General features: G+C 46.0%; 28 protein-coding genes. 3 read left to right on the forward strand and 25 right to left on the reverse strand.

Going from position 1 to position 21,589, the window contains the following annotated elements:
- Nucleotides 1-265 precede the first annotated feature (265 nt).
- Nucleotides 266-697 (forward strand): large conductance mechanosensitive channel protein MscL, encoded by a 432-nt coding sequence (gene mscL / locus H8K33_RS10845; RefSeq protein ID WP_281387340.1) that lies wholly within the window; start codon nt 266-268, stop codon nt 695-697.
- 98 nt (nt 698-795) lie between these two features.
- On the opposite strand, the gene H8K33_RS10850 is transcribed toward mscL, so the two are convergent.
- Nucleotides 796-1,563 (reverse strand): Nif3-like dinuclear metal center hexameric protein, encoded by a 768-nt coding sequence (locus H8K33_RS10850; RefSeq protein WP_186891056.1) that lies wholly within the window; start codon nt 1,561-1,563, stop codon nt 796-798.
- Nucleotides 1,564-1,572: 9 nt separating this feature from the next.
- Between H8K33_RS10850 and H8K33_RS10855 the strand changes: the two genes are divergently transcribed.
- Both H8K33_RS10855 and H8K33_RS10860 read left to right on the forward strand, forming a co-directional pair.
- Complete coding sequence (locus H8K33_RS10855) at nt 1,573-2,739, forward strand: S1C family serine protease (RefSeq protein ID WP_186891057.1); 1,167 nt, start codon at nt 1,573-1,575, stop codon at nt 2,737-2,739.
- 5 nt (nt 2,740-2,744) lie between these two features.
- A complete protein-coding gene (locus H8K33_RS10860) occupies nt 2,745-3,422 on the forward strand; it encodes a DUF2461 domain-containing protein (protein WP_186891058.1) in 678 nt (225 codons plus the stop codon).
- Between the two features lie 6 nt (nt 3,423-3,428).
- Here the strand turns inward: H8K33_RS10860 and tatC are convergent, their stop codons facing one another.
- The 24 genes from tatC to H8K33_RS10980 all read right to left on the reverse strand — a co-directional run bounded on the left by tatC (nt 3,429) and on the right by H8K33_RS10980 (nt 21,059).
- Complete coding sequence (gene tatC / locus H8K33_RS10865; protein WP_246443523.1) at nt 3,429-4,196, reverse strand: twin-arginine translocase subunit TatC; 768 nt, start codon at nt 4,194-4,196, stop codon at nt 3,429-3,431.
- A 31-nt stretch (nt 4,197-4,227) separates the two neighbouring features.
- Entirely contained in the window at nt 4,228-4,731 is a 504-nt protein-coding gene (gene tatB, locus H8K33_RS10870) for a Sec-independent protein translocase protein TatB (RefSeq protein ID WP_186891059.1), read from the reverse strand.
- 26 nt (nt 4,732-4,757) lie between these two features.
- Nucleotides 4,758-4,967 carry a Sec-independent protein translocase subunit TatA gene (tatA, locus tag H8K33_RS10875; RefSeq protein WP_186891060.1) on the reverse strand — a complete coding sequence of 70 codons (210 nt, stop codon included), beginning with the start codon at nt 4,965-4,967 and terminating at the stop codon, nt 4,758-4,760.
- 57 nt (nt 4,968-5,024) lie between these two features.
- Nucleotides 5,025-5,381, reverse strand: coding sequence for a histidine triad nucleotide-binding protein (locus tag H8K33_RS10880; RefSeq protein ID WP_186891061.1), 357 nt, complete (start codon nt 5,379-5,381; stop codon nt 5,025-5,027).
- Between the two features lie 45 nt (nt 5,382-5,426).
- Nucleotides 5,427-5,774: a phosphoribosyl-ATP diphosphatase gene (locus H8K33_RS10885; RefSeq protein WP_186891062.1), complete on the reverse strand. Its 348-nt coding sequence runs from the start codon at nt 5,772-5,774 to the stop codon at nt 5,427-5,429.
- A gap of 14 nt (nt 5,775-5,788) precedes the next feature.
- On the reverse strand, nt 5,789-6,187 hold the full coding sequence (hisI, locus tag H8K33_RS10890; protein ID WP_186891063.1) for a phosphoribosyl-AMP cyclohydrolase: 399 nt from the start codon (nt 6,185-6,187) through the stop codon (nt 5,789-5,791).
- Complete coding sequence (hisF, locus tag H8K33_RS10895) at nt 6,184-6,948, reverse strand: imidazole glycerol phosphate synthase subunit HisF (protein WP_186891064.1); 765 nt, start codon at nt 6,946-6,948, stop codon at nt 6,184-6,186. The genes hisI and hisF overlap by 4 nt, the downstream gene beginning before the upstream one ends.
- Nucleotides 6,945-7,736, reverse strand: a complete 792-nt coding sequence (gene hisA / locus H8K33_RS10900; protein WP_186891065.1) for a 1-(5-phosphoribosyl)-5-[(5-phosphoribosylamino)methylideneamino]imidazole-4-carboxamide isomerase — start codon at nt 7,734-7,736, stop codon at nt 6,945-6,947. The genes hisF and hisA overlap by 4 nt, the downstream gene beginning before the upstream one ends.
- A 96-nt stretch (nt 7,737-7,832) precedes the next feature.
- Nucleotides 7,833-8,471: an imidazole glycerol phosphate synthase subunit HisH gene (gene hisH, locus H8K33_RS10905; protein WP_186891066.1), complete on the reverse strand. Its 639-nt coding sequence runs from the start codon at nt 8,469-8,471 to the stop codon at nt 7,833-7,835.
- Nucleotides 8,472-8,544: 73 nt separating this feature from the next.
- On the reverse strand, nt 8,545-9,135 hold the full coding sequence (hisB, locus tag H8K33_RS10910) for an imidazoleglycerol-phosphate dehydratase HisB (RefSeq protein WP_186891067.1): 591 nt from the start codon (nt 9,133-9,135) through the stop codon (nt 8,545-8,547).
- A 33-nt stretch (nt 9,136-9,168) separates the two neighbouring features.
- Nucleotides 9,169-10,266: a histidinol-phosphate transaminase gene (hisC, locus tag H8K33_RS10915; RefSeq protein ID WP_186891068.1), complete on the reverse strand. Its 1,098-nt coding sequence runs from the start codon at nt 10,264-10,266 to the stop codon at nt 9,169-9,171.
- A 71-nt stretch (nt 10,267-10,337) separates the two neighbouring features.
- Entirely contained in the window at nt 10,338-11,267 is a 930-nt protein-coding gene (locus tag H8K33_RS10920; RefSeq protein ID WP_186891069.1) for a DNA-methyltransferase, read from the reverse strand.
- 157 nt (nt 11,268-11,424) lie between these two features.
- Complete coding sequence (hisD, locus tag H8K33_RS10925; protein WP_186891070.1) at nt 11,425-12,768, reverse strand: histidinol dehydrogenase; 1,344 nt, start codon at nt 12,766-12,768, stop codon at nt 11,425-11,427.
- On the reverse strand, nt 12,768-13,421 hold the full coding sequence (gene hisG / locus H8K33_RS10930; protein WP_186891071.1) for an ATP phosphoribosyltransferase: 654 nt from the start codon (nt 13,419-13,421) through the stop codon (nt 12,768-12,770). Before hisG ends, hisD begins: the two co-directional genes overlap by 1 nt.
- Before the next feature lie 153 nt (nt 13,422-13,574).
- Nucleotides 13,575-14,825 carry a UDP-N-acetylglucosamine 1-carboxyvinyltransferase gene (gene murA / locus H8K33_RS10935; RefSeq protein ID WP_186891072.1) on the reverse strand — a complete coding sequence of 417 codons (1,251 nt, stop codon included), beginning with the start codon at nt 14,823-14,825 and terminating at the stop codon, nt 13,575-13,577.
- A gap of 2 nt (nt 14,826-14,827) precedes the next feature.
- Nucleotides 14,828-15,061 (reverse strand): BolA/IbaG family iron-sulfur metabolism protein, encoded by a 234-nt coding sequence (locus H8K33_RS19905; RefSeq protein ID WP_186891073.1) that lies wholly within the window; start codon nt 15,059-15,061, stop codon nt 14,828-14,830.
- Nucleotides 15,062-15,132: 71 nt separating this feature from the next.
- The gene (locus H8K33_RS10945) at nt 15,133-15,885 is read right to left on the reverse strand and encodes an ABC transporter permease (protein ID WP_186891074.1); all 753 of its coding nucleotides are present in this window, start codon (nt 15,883-15,885) and stop codon (nt 15,133-15,135) included.
- Nucleotides 15,882-16,823: an ABC transporter ATP-binding protein gene (locus H8K33_RS10950; RefSeq protein ID WP_186891075.1), complete on the reverse strand. Its 942-nt coding sequence runs from the start codon at nt 16,821-16,823 to the stop codon at nt 15,882-15,884. Before H8K33_RS10950 ends, H8K33_RS10945 begins: the two co-directional genes overlap by 4 nt.
- Before the next feature lie 233 nt (nt 16,824-17,056).
- The gene (locus H8K33_RS10955) at nt 17,057-17,341 is read right to left on the reverse strand and encodes an STAS domain-containing protein (protein WP_186891076.1); all 285 of its coding nucleotides are present in this window, start codon (nt 17,339-17,341) and stop codon (nt 17,057-17,059) included.
- Between the two features lie 26 nt (nt 17,342-17,367).
- A complete protein-coding gene (locus H8K33_RS10960) occupies nt 17,368-17,994 on the reverse strand; it encodes an MlaC/ttg2D family ABC transporter substrate-binding protein (protein WP_186891077.1) in 627 nt (208 codons plus the stop codon).
- A 136-nt stretch (nt 17,995-18,130) separates the two neighbouring features.
- Nucleotides 18,131-18,919, reverse strand: a complete 789-nt coding sequence (locus H8K33_RS10965) for an MlaA family lipoprotein (protein WP_246443524.1) — start codon at nt 18,917-18,919, stop codon at nt 18,131-18,133.
- Complete coding sequence (gene mlaD / locus H8K33_RS10970; protein WP_186891078.1) at nt 18,916-19,389, reverse strand: outer membrane lipid asymmetry maintenance protein MlaD; 474 nt, start codon at nt 19,387-19,389, stop codon at nt 18,916-18,918. Before mlaD ends, H8K33_RS10965 begins: the two co-directional genes overlap by 4 nt.
- A gap of 78 nt (nt 19,390-19,467) precedes the next feature.
- Nucleotides 19,468-20,247: a lipid asymmetry maintenance ABC transporter permease subunit MlaE gene (gene mlaE, locus H8K33_RS10975; protein WP_186891079.1), complete on the reverse strand. Its 780-nt coding sequence runs from the start codon at nt 20,245-20,247 to the stop codon at nt 19,468-19,470.
- Nucleotides 20,244-21,059 carry an ATP-binding cassette domain-containing protein gene (locus tag H8K33_RS10980; RefSeq protein WP_186891080.1) on the reverse strand — a complete coding sequence of 272 codons (816 nt, stop codon included), beginning with the start codon at nt 21,057-21,059 and terminating at the stop codon, nt 20,244-20,246. The genes mlaE and H8K33_RS10980 overlap by 4 nt, the downstream gene beginning before the upstream one ends.
- Nucleotides 21,060-21,589: the final 530 nt, after the last annotated feature.

Here is a 21,589-nt window from a genome sequence, read left to right on the forward strand (position 1 = left end):
AAGAAAAAGATGCTTCACAGACCGATTTACACCGTTTTTCCATGGAAATGACCCACATGCTACGAAAATTTCATGCAAAAGTGCACGATCAGCTTCCACATGGACTAGGAATAACAACAATTTGGTAGTTGATTCACAAGAATTGACAATATTCTCTCAGCTGATATGGTTTTTGCGGATTATCATATTGCTGTTTTGCCATACTCTTAGCGCAAATACTTCAGATTTTTACTTACACTTACTTAAAACTACTTTGGGGAAATTTATGGGCATGATGCAAGAATTTAAAAGCTTCGCCGCACAAGGCAATGTCATTGACTTAGCGGTTGGTGTCATCATTGGTGCCGCATTTGGCAAGATCGTTGATTCTTTAGTTGGCGATATCGTGATGCCTGTCGTCGGTAAAATTTTTGGCGGATTAGATTTCGCCAATTACTATTTGCCATTAAATGGACAAGCGGCTGATTTAACGCTGGCAGAAGCAAAAAAAGCTGGTGCCGTTCTTGCCTATGGTAATTTTTTAACTATCGCATTGAACTTTATCATTCTTGCCTTCATCATTTTCCAAATGGTGCGCTTAGTGAATCTGATGAAGAAAAAAGATGCAGCGGAAGCCGCAGCCGTCCCAGCAGCACCAGCACCAACGCCAGAAGATGTGGTCTTGCTGCGTGAAATTCGTGATGCGCTGAAGAAGTAAGCATATCGATCCACATCGCCGCAAAAAAATGCCACCTAAAATGCCACCAACCAAGGTGGCATTTTTGATTTAAAACTCTGTGTCGTCATTTAGTCAGCTCAAACCGGATTATCAATATCGACAAACTGATGTTCTATCCCAAATTCTTGTGCGATCAATTGACCCAAAGCCTGTACGCCATAACGCTCACTCGCATGATGTCCGCAAGCTAAATACGGCACGCCAGATTCTCTTGCTAGATGCACAGTTGGTTCTGATATTTCACCGCTGATAAATACACTAGCTCCGGCCTCAATTGCTGCACCCAACATGTTTTGTGCAGCACCAGAACACCAGGCAATGATATTCACTGGCTGATCGGCCTGACCTATCATCAAGGCCTCACGCCCAAGTTGTGTTGAAATATGCGCGGCCAATTGCGCTACATTCAGAACTTGTCCCGCAGATAATTTACCCAGCCAGCCCAATTCATCTTCACCAAATCGGCCGCAAACTTCAAATCCAAACAACTTGGCCAATTGGGCATTATTCCCCAGCGCAGGATGAGAATCTAAAGGTAAGTGATAAGCAAATAAGGAAATACCATTCTCAATCAAGGTTTTCAAGCGTTGAAATTTCTGTCCCACCACCCGCATATCTTCGCCTCGCCAAAAGTAACCGTGATGTACCAGGATGGCATCCGCTTCAAGCCGAACGGCCTCATCAAGTAAGGCCTGGCAAGCAGTAACACCACTAACAATACGCTTAATTTCATTGCGCCCTTCCACCTGAAGCCCATTTGGGCAATAATCACGGAAACGTGCGACTTGTAATTCATTGGCTAAGAATTGCGCAAGCGCATTCCTCTCGACTGATTTTCTTAACATACATTCCTCATGATGCGTCGTTTATGGCTATTATTCGCTCAAACCGTGACCGTCGGTTTAGCACTGTGGTTTATTGTAACCAGCTTAAAGCCGAATTGGGTACAACAAGGCTTGGTGATTAATAAGAATCTGAGCCTGACTTCGTCAGCTACTTTGAGGGAAGCGCCAAGCAGTAAAAACAATTCACCAGGTTCCTATAATCTGGCTGCTAAGCGAGCGATGTCGTCGGTGGTCAATATCAGTGCGACGCGCAGCTCTAACAATAAGAATCCCCTGCTAAGCGATCCCTTCTTTAAGCGCTTCTTTGGCGAACAAGCGAAGCCTAGATCAGAACGTCCATCCAGTAGCGGCTCTGGGGTGATCATGAGTCCGCAGGGCCATATCCTGACGAACAATCACGTCATTCAAGGCGCTGGCGCGATTGAGGTCGCTTTAGCAGATGGTCGGTTAGCCACCGCCAAGGTAATTGGTACAGATCCAGACACCGATCTCGCGGTACTGCAAATCGATCTAAAAGATTTACCAACCATCACGCTAGGTCACTCTGAAGAAGCCAACGTCGGTGACGTCGTCTTAGCGATTGGCAATCCATTTGGCGTAGGTCAAACTGTCACGATGGGAATTATTTCTGCATTAGGTCGCAATAGTGTTGGCATCAACACTTACGAGAATTTCATTCAAACGGATGCAGCAGTCAATCCGGGCAATTCTGGTGGTGCGTTGGTGGATGCGAACGGTAACTTACTCGGTATTAATTCAGCGATTTATTCACAAAATGGCGGTTCACTGGGTATCGGTTTTGCGATTCCTGTATCCACCATCAAAATGGTCATGGAAGCCATCATCACCGATGGGCAAGTGGTACGCGGCTATCTCGGCATTAGTCCTGAAGACATCACGGAAGAAATGGCAGAAAGCTTTAACATCAAACAAACCAAAGGATCGATTGTTGCCGCGGTTGTACGTGGTGGCCCAGCGGACCAAGCGGGTGTCAAACCTGGCGACATCTGTATCGCGATTGATGGCAAGCCATTTTTGAATAGTCGTGAGATGATGAACCAGATCGCGCAACTCAAACCCAATTCCAAAGCAAAATTGAAAGTCGTGCGGCAATCAAATGAAATTCAATTGGATATCGTGGTCGGCAAACGTCCTCCATTTAAGCCGGAAGAATAAGCACTATGCACATACCAGAACTTAGCCGCTTTTTATTTGAGCTAGCAGAAAACAATAACCGCGCGTGGTTTGTTATGAACAAGCCACGCTACGATATTTTGCGTGCCGAGTTCTTGCAGATGGTGACGCGATTGATTCAAGAATTGAGCAAAATTGACCCTACAATCGCGCAATGCGATCCCAAGAAAGCCTTATTTCGCATCAATCGGGATGTGCGTTTTGGTAAAGATAAATCTCCCTATAAGACCTACTTTTCCGCATCCATTTTACCTAGCGGCCGCAAGAAACCTAGCGAAGGTGGTGGCCCAGCTTATTACTTTCAGATCAGTCAGGATAATCGATTATTATTTGCGGTCGGTGAATATATGCCACCAGCAGATCGTCTAAAGAACATTCGTCAACATATTCTTGACGATGATACTGGATTCAAAAAGCTGATCAAAAACAAAGCAATGAAAAACTGCTTTGGCGAACTACAGGAAGAAGGAAAATTAATACGTCCACCCAAAGGTTTCGACCCTGAACACGCTTTGATCGAGTATTTGAAATTGAAAAGCATGATGGTATGGACGGAGTGTTCTTTAGACGGCATGTTGTACGAGGACGTGCACAAGACACTGCTTGGCGGCTTTAAAACCGCCTTACCTTTGGTGACTTGGCTGAGGGCAGCCGAGTTCAGTTAAGGCACTTTATTGATCAGGTGGCGTGGTCGGCGCTTGCGTCGCTTTGACAAAGATCGGCGCGATAAACAATCCCAATTCAAATAGCATCCACATCGGAATCGCCAAGGCCAATTGGCTCACCACGTCCGGCGGTGTCACGACAGCAGCGATAATAAAAGCACCAACGATCACGTATGAGCGTATCGCCTTCAATTTTTCAACGGTCAAAATACCTGTTCGTACTAACACAATCACCACAATCGGTACTTCAAAAGTCAAACCAAACGCCAAGCACATCGACATAATAAAATCGAGATAATTTTCGATATCAGGTGAAACAGTAATCGAGGTCGGCGCAAACTCAGCGATAAACTTAAACACCCGACCAAACACAAAGAAGTAACAAAAAGCGACGCCGGCGGCAAACAAAAATGAAGACGAGATCACCAATGGGGCGACTAAGCGTTTTTCATGTGCATATAAGCCAGGCGCAATGAAAGCCCAAGCTTGGTACAAAACCCAAGGCAAAGCGATGAGAAACGCCAACAGCAAGGTCACTTTCATCGGCACCAAAAATGGTGAAATCACGCCGGTTGCGATCATCTTAGCGCCAGCTGGCAAGGCAGCAATCATAGGCTGCGCCAAGAAATCATAAATCGCTGAAGGACCAGGCCAGGCGAATAAGGCCGCGCAGATGACAGCCACGCCAGCACAAGCTTTAACTAATCGATCGCGCAACTCGACCAGATGAGAAATAAAGGTATCTTGCATACCCAAAAAATTATTGTCACTCATGGCATGCCCTGAAATGAATTATTGAGAGCATTTAGAAAAAACTCGATGATGTACTGCGATTGACACGATGCTTAGCCATCCGTGCAGCGCCAGAAATAACTTGACTGCGATGTCCGTGACGGCTTTTATACCAATGTGGAATATTCGAAGTTTTGGCGACTTTTCTGCGGCGGAAATTCTTAGCTTTTGCCATCATCTCTTCACTAGAAGCAGAGGCTCGATGATCATAAGCGGAATAAATAGAATTCGAATCGGGTTGCACGAGCTCATTTAACTCTTGCTGTGCCTCAGAAAATTCTTTATGAATATCTTGCTCGAAATTTTGCGCGGCAGATTCAACTTCTTTCTGCATTTTGCGCAATTCTTCCATTTCGATTTCGCGACTCACCTCGGATTTCACCTGGCTAATATAACGCTGCGCACGACCAAACAAAGTGCCCGCCATGCGCGCTACTTTGGGAAGATCTTTAGGGCCGATTACGATCAAGGCCACTGCCCCAATTAAAGCGAGCTTGGTCAGTCCGAGGTCTATCATAAATCTGTTCTAACACCATCCGAAGATTAGTGTGTCGACTTATCCTTTGCATCGACATCAATGGTTTTTTGTTCATCAGCCTTTGGCGATTTATCTTCATCACCTTTGACGCCATCTTTAAAACCTTTGACGGCTTTACCCAAATCACTACCAACGTTGCCGAGTTTTTTGGTGCCAAATACCAAGACCACAACAACCAAGACGACCAACCAATGCCAAATACTAAATGAACCCATCATGCTTCCTTTAGAGCCTAAGCCCAAAAATCGATCAATAAAATTTACAGCGAGTGACTACAACTTCGTGCCACCAATCACATGCATATGCAAGTGATAAACAATCTGACCACCGTTAGGACCTGTGTTCACCACGGTTTTAAAACCGCCGGACTTCGATCCATCCGCATGTTCTGTGTATGCACAGCCTTGTTGCGCTGCCAGTTTAGGTGCTAATTCCAACATTTTACCCAACAATACGGCATCTTCGGCTTTTGCGTCGGCCAAACTCGACAAATGTTTCTTGGGAATAATCAAGAAATGTACAGGTGCTGCTGGATTGATGTCATTAAATGCCATCAATTCATCATCTTCATACAAAATAGTTGCTGGAATTTGCTTCTCAACGATTTTACAAAAAATGCAGTTATCCATACAGTTCACTCAAAAATTGTTACAAAATGCCGTAGACAATAATGATTAATTATCTAAGCGAGAAGCCTTTTCTTCTATTCCAGAAATCCCTTCGCGTCTAGCCAACTCGTCTAATACTTGCTGCGGGTGCAAATTATACTGCGCTAACATGACAAGCGAATGAAACCAGAGGTCGGCGCATTCATACAGCAAATCTGACGTATCGCCCGAAACACGCGCATCTTTTGCTGCTATCACGGTTTCGGTCGCCTCTTCACCAATTTTTTTCAAAATCGCATCATCGCCTTTGTGAAACAATTTAGCGACGTAAGAAGTTTCAGGGTTGCCACCATTGATCGCTTTACGGCTTTCTATCACGGCTGCCAACTGATTCAATATCGTTTCTTGAGTCATAGTCTGTGCGGCGCTTATTTATAAATGGTTTCAGGATCTTTGAGCACAGGATCAACCGTCACCCATTCACCTTCGTCCACATTGCCTTCAAATTTTTGGAAGAAACAAGAATGGCGTCCGGTATGACAGGCGATACCTTCAACTTGTTCAATTTTCAGAAGAATCACATCTTCGTCGCAATCTAAACGAATCTCTTTCACTTTTTGCACGTGACCGGATTCTTCGCCTTTGTGCCAAAGTTTTTTGCGCGAACGACTCCAATACACCGCTTCGCCAGTTTCTACTGTGCGGCTCAGCGCTTCACGATTCATCCAAGCGAACATGACCACATCATTGCTACCAACTTCTTGAGCAATGACAGGAACCAAGCCGACTTCATCCCACTTCACTTTATTTAACCAACGAAAACTCATGCTAACCTCATTGGTATATGTTGTGCTGCCATAAACTGTTTTGCTTCCTGCACTGTGTGCTGTCCAAAATGAAAAATACTTGCTGCTAATACGGCATCGGCTCCGCCGAGTTTGATGCCATCTGCGAGATCTTGCAAACCACCGACGCCACCCGACGCGATCACCGGAATATCAATCGCATCCGACACTGCGCGGGTTAAGGCCAGATCAAAACCTGAACGAGTGCCGTCTTTATCCATACTGGTGAGCAGAATTTCACCTGCACCCAATTCCGCCATTTTGCGTGCCCATTCGACCGCATCGAGACCCGTCGCATTGCGACCACCATGCGTGTACACTTCCCACTTGCCTGGCGCGACGGCTTTAGCGTCGATTGCGACCACGATACATTGCGAGCCATATTTATGTGCTGCATCTGCGACCAATTGCGGATTGGTGACGGCAGAAGTATTCATACCAACTTTATCTGCACCAGCATTCAACAAGCGCCGCACATCCGCCACTGTACGCACACCGCCACCGACGGTTAAGGGAATAAACACTTGTGAAGCGACCGCTTCTATCACAGGCAAAATCAAATCTCTGTCATCGGAAGATGCGGTGATATCCAAGAAAGTAATTTCATCCGCACCTTGCACATCATAACGACGCGCAACTTCCACCGGATCACCGGCATCGCGCAACTCTAAAAAATTAACCCCTTTGACTACCCGCCCGGCATTCACATCCAGACAAGGAATAATCCGTTTTGCTAAAGTCATTCTTCGTCTTCTTCGTAGATAAGATCACCGCTAAGTTCGTCAGCACGTTCTTGTGCGCTGAACAAATCTAAAGTGCCTTCGTAAATCGAACGACCACAGATCACGCCTTCTACACCTTCATCTTGCACGGCGCATAAAGCTTCGACATCGGCTAATACATGCACACCGCCTGAAGCGATCACAGGAACCGTCACGGCCTGCGCCAATTTCACTGTCGCGTCAATATTCACACCGCCCATCATGCCATCGCGACCGATGTCAGTGTAAATAATCGCTTCTACGCCATAGCCTTCAAATTTTTGTGCCAGATCGATCACATCATGACCGGACATTTTGCTCCAACCATCTGTGGCGACTTTGCCATCTTTGGCATCGATACCCACAATGATTTGCCCTGGAAAAGCACTGCAAGCATCTGCTAAAAAGCCCGGACTTTTGACCGCAGCTGTACCGATAATGATGTAAGAAATACCGGCATTCAAATAGCGCTCGATCGTATCGAGATCACGAATACCGCCGCCCAGTTGCACGGGCACTTCTTCGGTATCGGTTTCTTCAGCATACTCGCGCACGGTTTTGATAATCGCTTTAATCGCCGCCTCATTTTTTGGCTTACCAGCGAAGGCACCATTCAGATCCACCAAATGCAGACGACGCGCGCCTTGTTCTAGCCAGTGGCGCGCCATATCGGCGGGTTCTTCAGAGAATACAGTGGCTTGATCCATATCGCCTTGTTTAAGACGTACGCAGTGACCATCTTTCAGGTCGATAGCAGGAATGAGCAGCATGATGAGTTTATAGGGTAATTAAAAATAAAAAATTGAGGTAAAACAACAGACAGTAAAACAGACAATAAGTTTGACGTATGTTCAATAATTCAAGGCCTACGGGTTCCAGTGTACAAAATTTTTATACAGTTGCAATCCGGCTGCAGCGCTCTTTTCTGGATGAAATTGCGTTGCAAAAATATTCTCGCGCGCCACAGCTGCGGTAAATACCTGACCATATTCAGTGGTACCGACCACATCTTGCGCCTGTTCTGGCTGAACATAGTAGCTATGCACAAAATAAAAATAACTGTCGTCAGCAATGCCATTCCAAAGTGGATGTGTTTGCGACTGGCGGACGCGATTCCAACCCATTTGTGGCACTTTATAACGGGAACCATCTTCTTGCAATTGTCCGCTCAAATCAAAGCGCACAACCTTGCCTGGCAACAAGCCTAAACAAGGCGTATTACCTTCGGCGCTGACATCAAATAACATCTGTTCACCGACACAGACGCCAAATAAAGGTTTTTCACGCGCCGCTTGCAAAATCGCCTCTTGCAAACCGGATTCCTGCAAACAGCCCATACAATCTGGCATAGCACCTTGACCTGGCAAAACAAGTCGGTCAGCAGAACGGATATCGGCGATGTCGCCTGAAATCACGATCTGCGCTTCAGGTGCAACTGCGCGAAAGGCCTGAGCGACGGAACGCACGTTGCCCATGCCGTAATCGACAACAACTATCTTATTCATAAATGTGGAGTAGACATAGTGAAGGTTGTAGGTGCTACAGCGACATACTTATCGATATAGCACTTAAGCTCTTTTATAGACTACCTTTAGTGGATGGAATGGTACCCAAGGCGCGCTGATCTAATTCAGCTGCCATACGCAAAGCACGGCCAAAGGCTTTAAAAATGGTTTCACATTGATGATGCGCATTCTCGCCGCGCAAATTATCAATATGCAGAGAGACTAAAGCATGATTGACGAAACCCTGAAAAAATTCATGGGTCAAATCGACATCAAATGAACCTATCATGGAACGTTTGAAATCAACATGGTATTCAAGGCCTGGGCGGCCGGAGAAATCAATCACCACGCGTGACAAAGCTTCATCAAGTGGCACATAGGCATGGCCATAACGGCGTATGCCTTTTTTGTCGCCGATCGCAATCGCGAATGCCTGACCCAAAGTAATGCCGACATCTTCCACCGTGTGATGCGCATCGATATGTAAATCACCATCGGCTTCGATATCCAAATCAATCAAACCATGACGGGCAATTTGATCCAACATGTGATCTAAAAATGGCACGCCAGTTTTCAATGATTGTTTGCCAGTGCCGTCGAGATTGATGGCGACACGAATTTTGGTTTCGTTAGTGTTGCGTGTAACTTGCGCTGTACGTTGCATGATGAGTTTAGCTGGTGATTGTTAGCTATTAGTTTAAATATTTAAAGCTAGAGTGAATGCTTTTAAAAATAAGGCGTTTTCTTCTGGCGTGCTCACAGTAATGCGTAGGCAGTTCTGCAAAAGATCATGCATTTTACCCACATTTTTCACTAAAATTTTTTGTTCCAATAATTTTGTGAACACTTCATTGCCATAAGTCTCACTTTTCGCATTATTTGACACGCGTATCAGCAAAAAATTCGCCGCTGACGGGAAAACTTCTACACCCGGTAAGGCTGCAAGTTGACTAGACAACTCACTGCGTTGAGCACGTAATTGCGCAGCTTGCGCTTCAAAGATTTCTGCGTGTTCGAGCAGGCAAATAATCGCTGCTTCGGTCAACACATTAATGTTGTACGGCGGCCTGACTTTATCGAATTCTTCGAGCAATTCTGCCGATGCTGACATATAGCCTAGACGGATTCCCGCGAGGCCTAATTTAGACACCGTACGCATCACAATTAAATTAGAAAATTCTGGCAAGCGCGACATAAAACTGGTTTGCGCAAATGGCTGATACGCTTCGTCAACAATCACCACACCAGTATCACCAACCGCATGAATAATTTCTTCCATGTCCGCAGCATCAAACAAAGTACCAGTAGGATTATTCGGATACGCCAAATAAGTGACAGCAGGTCGATGTTCTGCAATCGCCGCCAACATCGCTGCTTTATCCAAAGTGAAATCGGTCTTGAGCGGCACACCGATAAACTCCATACCTGCAAATTTTGCTGACATCGCGTACATCACAAAACCTGGCAAAGGCGCTAGCACTTTTGCACCCGGTTTCGCGCAGGCGATGCTGATCATCGCAATCAATTCGTCTGAGCCATTACCCAACACCAGATCGTAGCCCTCAGGTACACCAAAATGCGTGCTGAGCGCGGTTTTGATGCCAGCATAATTTGGCACAGGATAACGATTCAGATCAGTTTCAGATAAGCGTTTGGCCAGCGCTTGTTGCAGCTCCGGCGTTAGCGTATAGGGATTTTCCATGGCGTCGAGTTTCAGAAAACCCGTTGCATCCGGCACGTTATATGCCGACAAGGCGCGCACGTCGGCGCGGATAATATTTTCTACTAAAGACATGAGGCTTTTGCTCGTTTTAAAAATCGATGAATAATTCTTGAATAATTTTGAGATATTCGTTCAAACCGGAATCAAGTTTCAAGTGCTACTGCGCTCTTCTTACGAACTGCAGTTTTCACACCTTTGGCTTTCGCCTTATCAGCTACAGTTTTAGTCTTAGCTTTACTAATATGCTTACTTGCTTTGGCCAACACAGGTTTAGCCCGCACTGGTTCGGTCGGTTGATTATTCAGAACTTGTAACTCTGCCTCTGCCGATTGAAGACGCGCCGCTATGATGGCGCAGTATTCTGGATTTAATTCAAAGCCGACAAATTGCCGGCCGCAACGTCGTGCTGCGATCGCAGTTGTACCGCTACCCATAAACGGGTCAAGTACCACACCGTTCTCAGGACAAGATGCAAGCAACATGCGTTGAATAATTTCTAAAGGTTTTTGGGTAGGATGTTCGACTCGCTCGGCATCTTCTTTATGCAGGCGCGAAACACTCCATAAGTCCTTAGGGTTGTAACCTAGCTCTAACCATTTGGCGCCAACAAATATCGAACGTGAACGCGCTTTCTTGGTCGCGGCATCATAGGGAATACGTACTGCATCTAAATCGAAATAATAGTTTTTCGACTTCACAAATAAACCTATCGTGTCATGGACAGACGAGAAGCTGCGAGTACTGCCGCCCATGGATGGCACACGTCTATCCCAAATAATTTCATTAATCATGGTCATGCGCTGCTTCAGCATCACGAAGACTTCTGGAGAATAGCGCCAGGTCAAAAAGATATACAGCGATCCGGTCGGTTTGAGTTTTGGCAGTGCCGCATCTATCCAACGTTCCGTCCATGCCAGATAATCAGCCGCTTCTTGTTTATCTGAATCATTACCGTAATCCTTACCCAAGCCATAGGGCGGATCAGTCAAAATCAAATCGATACTGCCATCGGGTATGCGTTGCAAACCGGTGATGGCATCTTCGTTGAAAATCTGATTGATGAAGCTAGTCATATTGCGAAAGCCTGCATAGTTTTCTCTATCGCAAAAAAGACTTTTAAACCTTTCAACACAGAGAAACAGAGACACAGAGGAGAATCTGAGAAAAGACTTTGTGCATCTCGGTGCCTCTGTTTCTCTGTGTTGAGAGGTTTTATGCAATTCATAGCGGTTATGCCTGAGCCTTCAAACGCAATTCAGCGCTACGTGCATGGGCTGGTAGGCCTTCACCGTAAGCGAGTTCCGCTGCGATCTTGCCCAGTGTCTGAGCGCCCTGCTCACTGACTTGTATCATCGATGAACGTTTTTGAAAATCATATACACCCAAAGGTGAGGAAAAACGTGCGGTACGTGAAGTCGGCAATACGTGATTTGGCCCTGCACAATAATCACCTAAAGCCTCAGAAGAAAAACGGCCAAGAAACATCGCACCCGCGTGACGGATTTGATCTGCCCACTGCTGCGGATTTTCTGCGGAAATTTCTAAGTGTTCTGCCGCAATATCATTCGCGATATCACAGGCTTCTTGCATATCACGCACCTTGATCAAGGCACCGCGATCTTTGAGTGAAGTACGAATAATTTCTGCGCGCGGCATGGTCGTAATCAGCTTGTCGATACTCGCGTGGACGGCATCGATGTAGGCCGCATCAGGACACAACAAAATCGACTGCGCGAGTTCATCATGTTCCGCTTGCGAAAACAAATCCATCGCCACCCAATCGGGATCTGTCGTGCCATCACATAACACTAAAATTTCGGATGGGCCGGCGATCATATCGATACCAACAGTGCCGAATACACGTCGCTTGGCATTCGCGACATAAGCGTTACCGGGACCAACGATCTTATCGACTTGCGGAATGCTGCCTGTGCCATAAGCCAAAGCGGCAACAGCTTGCGCTCCGCCGATAGTAAATACACGATCAACGCCAGCGATGGCGGCAGCGGCTAAGACCAAGGGATTACGCACACCATCTGGCGTCGGCACTACCATAATGATTTCACGCACGCCAGCAACTTTTGCTGGAATCGCATTCATCAATACGGAAGAAGGATAAGCGGCCTTACCGCCAGGCACATAAATACCAACGCGATCTAAAGGCGTGACTTTTTGTCCGAGTACGGTGCCATCCGCTTCAGTGTAAGAAAATCCGGCCGAACCGCATTCACGCTTTTGCACTTCGTGGTACGCACGCACACGTTGTGCCGCAGCTTCTAAAGCGCTGCGACGTTCACTAGAAATACTAGCGAGCGCGGCATGTAAATCGGCTTGCGAAATTTCCAGCGCTTGCATACTGCTGACGGTGGCTAAACGATCAAAGCGCTGCGTGTATTCCAGCACCGCCGCATCGCCACGCGTTTTCACCGCCTGCAAAATCTGCACCACACTTTGATCTATCGCGGCATCTTCACTCGCTTCAAACGCTAACAATTGGCGTAAGGTTTGTGCGAACCCTGCTTGCGTAGAATCTAAACGGGTCAGTGCCGTAGCGAACGACATGGTGGGAGCCATTACTTGCCCTCCGACGCACGTTCAAATGCTTGGAGGATAGGCTGCAAACGTTCACGTTTGAGTTTTAAGGCCGCTTGATTCACTACCAGGCGCGAAGAAATTTCCATAATTTCTTCTACCTCAACCAAATGATTGGCGCGCAAGGTATTGCCTGTGCTGACCAGGTCAACGATCACATCTGACAGGCCAACCAAGGGTGCTAATTCCATAGAACCGTACAGTTTAATCAAATCGATATGCACGCCTTTGCTAGCAAAATGCTGGCGCGCTGTTTCTGTGTATTTGGTCGCTACCCGCAGACGTGCCCCCTGACGCACCGCAGTTGCATAATCAAATCCAACCGACACCGCTACCGACATACGGCATTTGGCAATACCCAAATCAATCGGTTGATACAAGCCAGCACCACCGTGTTCGAACAACACATCTTTACCCGCCACACCAAAATCCGCGGCGCCATATTGCACATAGGTTGGCACGTCAGAAGCACGCACAATGATCACACGCACATCAGGATCATTCGTCGCCAAAATCAGCTTGCGCGATTTTTCAGGGTCTTCCGTGACGTGAATACCCGCCGCTTCCAACAGCGGTAAGGTTTCTTCAAAAATGCGTCCTTTGGATAAGGCCAAAGTCAGTTGCTGAGAACTCATATCGATTTACTTTTCTATTTAGCTTGCTCCAAGAAACCTCTAAAAATTCAATTATAGGGATGCAGTGCTAGACGCTTCCCGCAACAATACTCCGGTATTGTGAGGACAAGCAACGACGCAATGCGCCCTAGAATTGAATTTGTAGCGGTTTCTTTATTTAACGCGTTGAATTTGTGCGCCTACCGCTGACAATTTGACTTCCATGCGGTCATAGCCACGATCCAAATGATAAATGCGGTCAATCAAGGTCTCACCGTGCGCCGCCAAACCAGCAATCACCAAAGAAGCGGAAGCACGTAAATCGGTTGCCATCACCGGTGCACCGACCAATTTTTCTACGCCGTTCACGATTGCGGTATGGCCATCGATTTCAATATGCGCGCCGAGGCGATTCATCTCTTGCACGTGCATGAAACGATTTTCGAAAATCGTTTCGGTCACGCGCGCAGTACCATTTGCAAGGCAAGCTAAAGCCATGAATTGCGCTTGCATATCGGTCGGAAAACCTGGATATTCGGTAGTACGGAAACCAACTGCTTTTGGACGTCCGCTCATCTGCGCTCGTATCCAATCAGGACCGGTCGTAATAATCACGCCAGCTTCACGCAATTTATCCAAAGCCACATCCAGAATATCACTGCGCGTATTTTTAACAGTCAGATCACCGCCAGTCGCTGCTACCGCACACAAGAAAGTCGCCGTTTCAATACGATCTGCGATCACGGTATGCGTCGCGCCATGTAAGGCTTCCACGCCTTGTATCACTAGTCGATCGGTACCGATGCCGGTGATTTTTGCACCCATCGCTACCAGCAAGTTCGCCAAGTCCGTGACTTCAGGTTCGCGCGCCGCATTTTCCAATACGGTTTCGCCATCCGCCAAGGTCGCTGCCATCAACAGATTTTCTGTACCTGTCACCGTGATCATATCGGTCACGATACGAGCACCGCGCAAGCGCTTGGCTTTGGCGTGAATATAGCCCGCTTCAATATTGATTTCAGCACCCATCGCTTGCAAGCCCTTGATGTGCTGATCGACAGGACGGGAACCAATTGCACAACCGCCAGGCAAGGAAACTTTTGCTTCACCAAATCGTGCCAGCAAAGGGCCAAGCACCAAGATTGAAGCGCGCATGGTTTTCACCATATCGTAAGGGGCTTCCAGCTTATCAATCGCCGCGCCATTTAAAGTGACGACACCGTTTTCGTCGGTCACTTGCAAACCCATTTGCTTGAGCAATTTCAACATCGTTGCGACGTCTTGCAAGTGCGGCACATTGTGCAAGACGACATCGCCAGCGCTTAACAAACCTGCGCACAAAATCGGTAAAGCAGCATTCTTTGCGCCAGAAATTATGACGTCGCCATTCAGGCGATTGCCGCCTGTGATCAGTAACTTATCCATGCTTATTGAAATTCTTCCGGAGTTAAAGTTTTCATCGACAAAGCATGAATTTCTTCACGCATGCGGTCGCCCAAAGCGGCGTATACGAGTTGATGACGTTGAATCAAACGCTTGCCTACAAAAGCTGGCGAGACAATCACGGCGGTGAAATGCTGCCCATCGCCTTCGACTTCCAGATGTGTACATTCCAAGCCGGAAGCGATGTAGTTTTTAATTTGTTCTGGTGTAGGAAACACGATATGTCTTTCTAAAATATTTTTAAAATTTACTTTGTAATGTTCTTCAATACTGCAATTCAGTGTCGCACTCAGTGACGTAACTTATAACCACTGCGCAGCATCTGCATTGCGACTGCAGTCAACGCGACTAGGAAGATAGTAACAATCACCAAACTACGTACAGGATCAACATCCGATTGCTCTGAAAAGCCATAACGGAAACCATCGATCATGTAGAAGAAGGGATTGAAATGCGAAATCGTTTGCCAGATTGGTGGCAGTGAATTAATCGAATAAAACACGCCCGACAAAAAGGTTGCGGGCACAATCACGAAATTTTGAAAGCCTGCGAGCTGATCAAACTTCTCTGCCCAGATACCAACGATCAAACCCATTGTGCCAAGTACAAAGGCGCTCATCAAAGCGAACAAGGCGATCCACAAAGGCGCACTAAAACTCAAATGCGCAAACCAGGCCGTCACCACAAATACGCCTAAACCGACTGCTAAACCACGTACTACGGCCGCTAGCACATAGGCAAAAAACATTTCCCAATGCGAGAGAGGCGGCAACATTATGAACACCAGATTGCCGGTAATTTTGGATTGAATCAACGACGAAGAGGCATTCGCAAATGCGTTCTGCAAGACGCTCATCATCACCAAACCGGGAATCAAAAACGCCATGTAAGTGACGCCATGTACTTTGACATGCCCCTCCAAAGCCTGACCAAAAATCAGCAGATACATCATCGCCGTCATGATAGGCGCGGTAATCGTCTGCGTCGCGACTTTCCAGAAGCGTAAAACCTCTTTATACAATAAGGTGCGGAAGCCTATCATTGTGGATTTCCTCCGCCCATAATTTGTAGGAACACATCTTCCAAATCGGCTTGTTGCAAATGCAGATCTTCAATCACGCAACCCGCTTGACGTAAATTAGCCAGTATTGGCTCAACTTCAGCATAATTCGTAATCCGCAATGCAAAGCTATTCGCTTCAGCTTGGGTATCTGCGGGAATAATCAGATTATGCAATGAAGATGGTAAGGGGGCTGACAATGAGCTTTGCGCCAGTTGCACTTTCATTTGCGAGCCTGAGATACGCTTAATCAAAGCAGACATGGTATCGAGCGCCACCACTTTACCGGCTTTTAACATCGCAACCCGATTACACAAGGCCTGTGCTTCTTCCAGATAATGCGTGGTTAAAACGATGGTATGGCCTTCACGATTTAAGCGCGCAATAAACTTCCATAAAGTCTGACGTAACTCAACATCAACACCCGCCGTCGGCTCATCCAAAATGATGACTGGCGGTTTATGAACCAAGGCCTGTGCAACTAAAACCCGGCGTTTCATACCGCCCGACAAAGCCCGCATATTCGCGTCAGCTTTATTGCTCAGATCGAGGTTTTCCATAATCTCGTCGATCCAGGCGTCATTATTCTTGATGCCAAAATAACCGGATTGCAGACGTAAAGTTTCGCGCACCGTAAAAAAGGGATCAAACACTAATTCTTGTGGCACCACGCCGAGCTTGCTACGCGCCGCACGATAATCGCGCACTACGTCATGACCTTGCACTAAAACTTGTCCAGAGTCGGCACGATTTAAACCCGCAATAATTGAGATAAGCGTGGTCTTACCAGCACCGTTCGGTCCAAGTAAGCCAAAAAATTCACCCTCTTCAATCGAAAGTGAAACACCACCTAAGGCCTGTAGCGGTTTGCCAGCAGACTGATAGGATTTTTGTACATTGCTAATTTGTATGGCGGCCATGTGGCATTCGCGCTTATGCGTATTGATTGTGAACTGAGTGCTAGTAAAAATAATCTGTAGTTGGCATATCATTTCTTAGTGAGCACTTAGCTCGACCGCTTCGAAATAAGAATACCAAAACAAGATCACGACAATTGCCGTGAAAACCTTCGATTATAGGGGATTTTGTCTGATTACGGGTTGCGCTTTATTGAACCGCTTGTATAGACAAATTGATATAGATGGGTTGAGGATCAATGTCGCTCAGGTGTGGCGGCTTCGACGAGTTTAAAGAAATCAGTCAATCCATAGAGCGAAATTAGGCTTATCAAGCTCGCTGGGACGCCGATAAATTGCAGACTGCGGTTAAGGGATTGTGCCTGACGTTGCCAAGCCAACATGACCGCCACCGCAGCAGAATCAACGATCTGCAATGGTGTCATATCTATTTGTTCAGAGCCAGCATGAATAGCCTGCAAGCCCGCTTCTGAAACGGACACTGCGTTACGCAAACTTAATTCTTGATCTTGCAAGACCATGCTGAGCTCCGACATTCTATAAATAATTAATTCTTCGCAGAAGCTGATGCCAGCTTCTTATTTTTTTCAGTCAAAGTTTTGATCAAACCATCAACGCCATTTTTACTAACTTCAGCTGAAAAACTACCTTTGTAAGTTTCTACTAACCAAGCACCGAGAACATTAATATCAAAAATCTTCCAACCCGATGCTGTTTTCTCTAAGCGATAACTCAATTGCAGAGGTTCACCACGAGTTTGAATGACCAAACTTTTTACTTCGACTTCAGTATCATCTGGCGCGCTGCGAAATGGTTTAAATTCAACGCGCTGATCACGAATTTGGGTAATCGCACCTGAGTAGGTATGAATCAGCAAAGTGCGGAATTCTGTCACCAATTGCTTTTGCTGCTCTGGTGTAGCTGTACGCCAGCTTTTACTCACAGCTAATGAAGTCATACGTTCAAAATTAATATGTGGCAGAACCTTCACTTCAACCAAATCATTAATCCGCTGGCGATTACCAGATTGAATACTCTTATCTGTTTTCGCAGCATCGATGATTTCTGTGCTCAGACGCTTAATCAAGGCGTCTGGGGCTTCTTGCGCGTGCACCGAAGCAATCAAACCAACACTTAAACATAAACTTACTAAGAACTGACTAATTTTTTTCATCATATTTTCCTGACTTATGGGATTCATTCTTTAAACTGCACTGATGCGTTAACCGTACTCGATGGCATTTGGTTGACGCAAACTATCTCCCTCGCACCTGCCCGTCATGTTGAATGGACAAAGTACACTTTTCGAACTATTCCTGTTCTTCTTTTTTACCAGCACTAATTTGGCTTTCTCTTCTTTGTAAATATGCACCGCGAATGAACACATATTTATCTAAAGCAGCTTCCTCAATCAAACTAACAGCATCTAAAGCTGAGGCACGCTTATCAATCACTTTCAATACCGACGTAGAATTTTTCACCGCTGTTGAAGTCTGTGAATACAAAATATCCCCTTTGAAATCTATCGGTGTCGCAATCGTGTCACGCAAAGTAGACGCCCCCAAAATCGGCAGCATCACAAAGGGCCCGGCAGGCACACCCCATACGCCTAGTGTTTGTCCAAAGTCTGCGCGGTGCTTGGGCATGCCAGCAGCGCTCGCAATGTCGATCAGCCCCGCTAAACCGATAGTTGTATTCACACCGAAACGCAAAATGTCATTGACACCATCACCGATATTTCCTTGCAAAACATTATTCACCGCGGTCCAGACATCGCCAATATTGCTAAAGAAATTACCTATCCCTGTTTGCACAAAATCTGGTGTCATCGATTGATACGCTTGCGCCGTTGGTTTTAGCACAGAGGCGTCAAGACTCTCGTTGAAATTGAACATGGAACGATTAAAGCCTTCCAAAGGATCATCGGGATTATTGCCGATACCAGTGGTTTCACTGACTTTCTCTAGGGTGACCAATGCCTTCGACTTCACTTTCGTCACCGTGGAACAAGCGGTCATTGTCATACCAAATATGCACAACACCAACAAGCGGACACCCACAGTACGCAAAGTCATTAAATTTAAAAAGCGAAAACTCATTTTTGTTCTTCCTTACCTTCCGCCGCTTTACTGAACAAGAATTGACTGATCAAATTTTCCAGAACAACAGCTGATTGCGTCATGGTGATTTTGTCACCCGCCGCTAAATTTTTCACATCACCGCCAGCCTCTAAACCGATGTATTGTTCACCGAGCAAACCTGCAGTCAAAATCTTCGCCGAAGAGTCTTTAGGAAAACTATAGCGTTTTTCCATCTTCAAAGTGACTGTCGCCTGAAAACTCTTGTCATCGAAATTAATTGAACTAACACGACCAACCACCACACCCGCACTCTTGACTGCTGCGTTTGGCTTGAGACCACCAATATTGTCAAACTTTGTGGTGACATCGTAGGTCTGCTCAAATGACAGGCTACTCATATTGCCTGCCTTTAGCGCCAAAAACAAAAGCGACGCAGCACCTAGTAAAACAAACACACCCACCCACAAGTCTATCGATTTCTTTTCCATCATTTACCTCTTACTAAAATCCATTTGTGCACAAGGACGACAAATGCGATTATAAAAATTCAAATTTCAAAAACAGTTTTATTGGAACATCCAGGCGGTCAACAAGAAATCCAACCACAATACCAGCAGCGATGAAATCACCACCGTGCGAGTCGTAGCACGTGCCACGCCTTCTGGAGTTGGGGTTGCTTCATAACCTTGATAGAGCGCCACAAAAGTCACCGCAAAACCGAACACAATACTCTTGATAATGCCATTCCCAAGATCGTTCCAAATATCCACACCCGCCTGCATTTGCGACCAAAACGAACCGCTATCCACACCGATTAAGGAAACACCAACCAGATAACCACCAATGATGCCCATGGCATTAAAGATCAACGTCAATATAGGCAATGCGATAACACCAGCAATAAAACGAGGGGCGACGACACGCTGCAAAGGATTAACCGCCATCATTTCCATGGCAGCCAACTGTTCCCCGGCTTTCATCAAACCGATCTCTGCTGTTAATGATGTGCCAGCGCGTCCGGCAAATAGCAATGCTGTCACCACAGGCCCTAGTTCTCGCACCAATGACAATGCCACTAATAAACCAAGTGCCTCTTCTGAACCGTAGCGATTCAGCGTGTAATAACCCTGATAGCCCAACACAAATCCAACGAACAATCCAGAGATTGCGATAATCACCAAAGAGTAATTACCAATGAAATGGACTTGATCAGCGATCAACTGCGGTCGACGCCACAGGCTTGGTGCGTTAATCACAATACTGACGAAACTACGACTGGCGTGCCCGAGATTTTCTATAATTTCGCGCGTAGAACGACCAAGACGACTGACTAAATTCACGATCATGTCTGGTCTCCAGAATTTGACTTCAAACCAATTTCTTGCGCCATTGATTTACCTGGATAGTGGAATGGTACAGGCCCATCACTTTCTGCATGCACAAATTGTTTCACATAAGGATCGGTTGATTCCAACATCTCTCTCGGTGTGCCTTGCGCCACAATTTTTCCTTGCGACAGGAAGTAAACGTAATCAGCGATAAGGAAAGTCTCATGCACGTCATGTGATACCAAAATACTGGTAGAACCAAGTGCGTTATTTAGATTACGAATCAAAGTTGCCGTCACCCCCATCGAGATAGGATCAAGTCCAGCAAATGGCTCGTCATACATAATCAACTGTGGATCAAGTGCAACCGCGCGAGCCAAAGCAACGCGACGCGCCATACCACCGGAAATTTCAGATGGTTTTAACTTTGCTGCATTACGCAAACCAACTGCGTTTAACTTCATCATCACCAAATCTTGAATCATGCTGTCTGGTAACTTGGCATGCTCACGTAATGGAAATGCAACGTTATCGAAAACGCTTAAGTCAGTAAACAAAGCGCCGTGCTGAAACAGCATGCCCATCTTGCGACGTAAAGCATATAAACCGGATGTATTTAATTGATGAACAATTTCACCATTGACAGCAACATGACCACGCTGCGGTGTAATTTGGCCACCGATCAGACGCAAAATGGTAGTTTTACCAGAACCAGATCCACCCATCACGGCGATCACTTTGCCACGCGGAAAATCCATGTTCAAACCGGACAAAATATGCCGATTACCATAGCCAAACTGCAAATCACGAATTTCAACTAGATTGGGCACGACGATTGATTTCTGAAATAAAAACGAGATTGTAAACTAGAACGGGAAATTGAGTTGCCTTCCCATGCTATGAAAAATGTAACGAAATAATTAAATTCAATGAAAATCAATAATTTTTAAATTAAATTTAAACGAATGCAAATTCGCCAAATTAAATTCCACAACCTCACTGAAATTTAGTAAAAATAAATGAACCTAAAGTCAGCAATTTTAATTATTTCGTCTATTTATGGTGTTTTATACATCGAAAAACCACTTAAAACACGCTGCTAAGACATCAAAGTCTGGGTGAAGTTTGATGCGAAACCAAATTTATTTAGATCGGCTTACATCGCAAGCCCAAAGGTATCGTCAAACAACACTAAAGCACAGCCACATTTGAAGATATGGTGCGATAGATGGTGCGATGTTTGAGAGATGAATACTAGGGCGTGTTGAAATAATATTTTGGCATACGAATGAGTCGAAATGGACACAGGGCTAGGCTATCGCTGAAGGAAAGCATCTTTACAAAGATGCTTTGTTGCGCC

It is taken from the genome of Affinundibacterium amnicola (genome assembly GCF_014284275.1).
In the GTDB taxonomy this organism is placed as follows: domain Bacteria; phylum Pseudomonadota; class Gammaproteobacteria; order Burkholderiales; family Burkholderiaceae_D; genus Undibacterium; species Undibacterium amnicola.